At 72.5% G+C, this 3204-nt stretch carries 3 protein-coding genes; all 3 read left to right on the top strand.

Features of this window, described 5'->3' with window-relative positions; all coding sequences use genetic code 11:
- A partial coding sequence (locus ACW0Q9_RS30000) for a hypothetical protein (RefSeq protein ID WP_456187051.1) occupies nt 1-782 on the top strand: 782 nt, incomplete at its 5' end.
- Between the two features lie 84 nt (nt 783-866).
- On the top strand, nt 867-1280 hold the full coding sequence (locus tag ACW0Q9_RS29995; RefSeq protein ID WP_456187049.1) for an Asp23/Gls24 family envelope stress response protein: 414 nt from the start codon (nt 867-869) through the stop codon (nt 1278-1280).
- A 96-nt stretch (nt 1281-1376) separates the two neighbouring features.
- On the top strand, nt 1377-3065 hold the full coding sequence (locus ACW0Q9_RS29990; protein WP_456187047.1) for an acyl-CoA mutase large subunit family protein: 1689 nt from the start codon (nt 1377-1379) through the stop codon (nt 3063-3065).
- Nucleotides 3066-3204 lie beyond the last annotated feature (139 nt).

The following is a 3204-nucleotide window of genomic DNA, read 5'->3' as shown; positions in this document are numbered from 1 at the left end:
GGCGGCTGCCGTGGTCGGCGCTGCCCGGGCTGGCGCTCTTCGTCGTGCTGGCGCTGTGCGGGCTGACGGCGCTGGCCGGCGGGGTCAGCGACCGCGAGCCGGTGCCGATCGTGGGTGGGGCGTTCCTGCTCCTCCTCTTCGGGTCCCTGGTGGGGCTGCTCCTGGTGGCGTCGTCAACGGGCTCGGGGTCGGCGACGACACTGGTGCCGTGGCCGGGCGGCGGCACCCGGGCGGTGCGGTTCGGCTACCGCATCGCCGCGTACGGCTGGTTCGGCGCGGTGGTGGCGGCGTGCGTGCTGCTCGCGCTCGGCCTGGCCGTCGTGGCGGTGTCGGTGTGGGGCGGTGTCGGCGGCTGGGTGGCGGCGGCGGTCCTGGCCGGCGGGGCGGCGTTGCTCGGCTGGCACCTGGTGGTCATGCTCCGGCTCGCCCCCGGTGGGCTGCTGCTCTCCCCGGCGGGCATCGCGCACGCGGGGCTGACCAGCTTCTACTCCGTACCGTGGGCCGCCGTGCACACCGTCGACGCGACGAGGCTGGGCACGTCCGTGCTGGTGGTGAAGGCCGAACCGTCGCCGCGGAGCGTGCTGCGCCGGCACACCGGCCGGTTCGACACCGGGGAGTTGCGGTTCCTGCCCTTCCTGGTGGTCCGCACCTACTGGCTGGCCGCGGACCGGGAGGCCGTGCGCTCCGCCCTGGCCTTCTACCTGGCCCATCCCGAGCTGCGGGAGGAGTTGGCCACCCCGGCGGCGGTACGCCGGATCGTCGAGGGGCGGACCGGCGCCTGACGGGTCCACTCCGGATCCCGGCCGCCTAGTACGCTCGCACCGCCTCACGGCGTGCGTGGGGCCGGACGAACCCGGTGGGAGAGCATGGCTGACGAGGCGACCCAGGAGCTGTCGGTGACCCCGAACGCGGTGGCGGGCGGTGCGACGCACGTCTCCGACGAGGTGGTGGAGAAGATCGCGGTGGCCGCCGCGAAGTCGGTGCCCGGGGTGGCCGAGCTCGGCGGCGACGTGGCCCGCTTCTTCAACGCCGTGCTGGACCGGGTCGGGCTGGACCAGGTCGGCGACGCCCGGCGGGGCTGCTCGGCGCACGTCACCGACGGCGCGGCGGTGGTCAACCTGGTCATCGTGATCGACGGCGGCCGGCCGGTGCCGGAGGTGACCGAGGCGGTACGTGCCGCGGTGACCTCGGCGGTCGAGGCGTACGGGCTGCGGGTCGACGAGATCAACATCCGGGTCGACGACGTGGCCCTGGGCGGCCCGGCGGTGCCCTCGGCCTGACCGAGGTTACCGGCTGGTACGCCCATCCTTAGCGATCGTTCAGGCCGGCGTTCTACACTCGGGGTGCATCCGAGGACTCGAGGAGGAGCTCCGCGCATGGACGCCGACGAGATCGCCGCCGGTCGGGCCCGCTGGCAGGCCCGCTACGACGCCGCCCGCAAGCGGGACGCGGACTTCACCACGCTCTCCGGGATGACCGTCGACCCGGTGTACGGCCCGCCGGAGGGGGTGCCCTACCCCGGCTTCGAGCGGATCGGCTGGCCGGGCGAGTTCCCGTACACCCGGGGGCTCTACCCGACCGGCTACCGCGGGCGGACCTGGACCATCCGGCAGTTCGCCGGGTTCGGCAACGCCCAGCAGACCAACGAGCGCTACAAGATGATCCTCGGGGCCGGCGGCGGCGGGCTCTCCGTCGCCTTCGACATGCCGACCCTGATGGGGCGCGACTCCGACGACCCGCAGTCGCTCGGCGAGGTCGGCCACTGCGGCGTGGCGATCGACACGGCCGCCGACATGGAGGTGCTCTTCGACGGCATCGACCTGGCCGGCGTGACCACCTCGATGACCATCTCCGGCCCGGCCGTGCCGGTCTTCTGCATGTACCTGGTCGCCGCCGAGCGGCAGGGCGCCGACCTGTCCACCCTGGACGGGACGCTCCAGACCGACATCTTCAAGGAGTACATCGCGCAGAAGGAGTGGCTCTTCGACCCGGAGCCGCACCTGCGCCTCATCGGCGACCTCATGGAGTACTGCGCCCGCGAGATCCCGCGGTACAAGCCGCTGTCGGTCTCCGGCTACCACATCCGCGAGGCGGGCTCGACCGCCGCGCAGGAGCTGGCGTACACCCTGGCCGACGGGTTCGGCTACGTCGAGCTGGGGCTCTCCCGCGGGCTGGACGTCAACGTCTTCGCCCCGGGCCTGAGCTTCTTCTTCGACTCCCACGTGGACTTCTTCGAGGAGATCGCCAAGTTCCGGGCCGCCCGCCGGATCTGGGCCCGCTGGCTGCGCGACGTCTACGGCGCCACCAGTGAGAAGGCCCAGTGGCTGCGGTTCCACACCCAGACCGCCGGGGTGTCGCTGACCGCCCAGCAGCCGGTCAACAACGTGGTGCGGACCGCCGTGGAGGCCCTGGCGGCCGTGCTCGGCGGCACCAACTCGCTGCACACCAACGCCCTCGACGAGACCCTCGCCCTGCCCACCGACGAGTCGGCCGAGATCGCCCTGCGTACCCAGCAGGTGCTGATGGAGGAGACCGGGGTCGTCAACGTGGCGGACCCGCTCGGCGGTTCCTGGTACGTCGAGGCGCTGACCGACAAGATCGAAGCCGAGGCGGAGGAGATCTTCGCCCGGATCAAGCAGCTCGGCGGCGAGGGCCCGCACAAGATCGGCCCGATGACGTCGGGCATCCTGCGCGGCATCGAGGACGGCTGGTTCACCGGCCACATCGCCGAGTCGGCCTTCGTCTACCAGCAGGCGCTGGAGAAGGGCGACAAGCGGATCGTCGGGGTCAACTGCCACACCGGCACCGTGGCCAAGGACCTGGAGATCCTGCGCATCTCGCACGAGGTCGAGCTGGAGCAGCGCCGGGTGCTCGCCGAGCGCAAGGCGGGCCGCGACGACGCCGCCGTGAAGGCCGCCGTGCAGCGGATGGTCGAGGTCAGCCGGACCGGCGAGAACATGATCCCGGCCATGCTGGACGCGGTCCGGGCCGAGGCCACGCTGGGCGAGATCTGCGACGCGCTGCGTGCCGAGTGGGGCGTCTACCGCGAGCCCGCCCGGTTCTGATCGACCGCGCCGGTGCCGGGGGCCCCGGCACCGGCGCGGACCAGGCGTGAGAGTCGCAACTGCCGCCGTGGCGGTTGATCTGAGTTCCGCGGGACACGTGCGAGACTAGATAACCATGAGCGACCCACGGATCACCTCG

It is taken from the genome of Micromonospora sp. I033 (assembly GCF_053890995.1).
Note: the sequence above shows the minus strand (reverse complement) of the source record. Positions and strands in the feature narration are given on the sequence as shown.

Excerpts from the sequence above, each read along its gene's own strand:
- ACW0Q9_RS29990 (WP_456187047.1), top strand. The coding sequence starts at position 1,377 with ATGGACGCCGACGAGATCGCCGCCGGTCGGGCCCGCTGGCAGGCCCGC.
- ACW0Q9_RS29995 (WP_456187049.1), top strand. The coding sequence starts at position 867 with ATGGCTGACGAGGCGACCCAGGAGCTGTCGGTGACCCCGAACGCGGTG.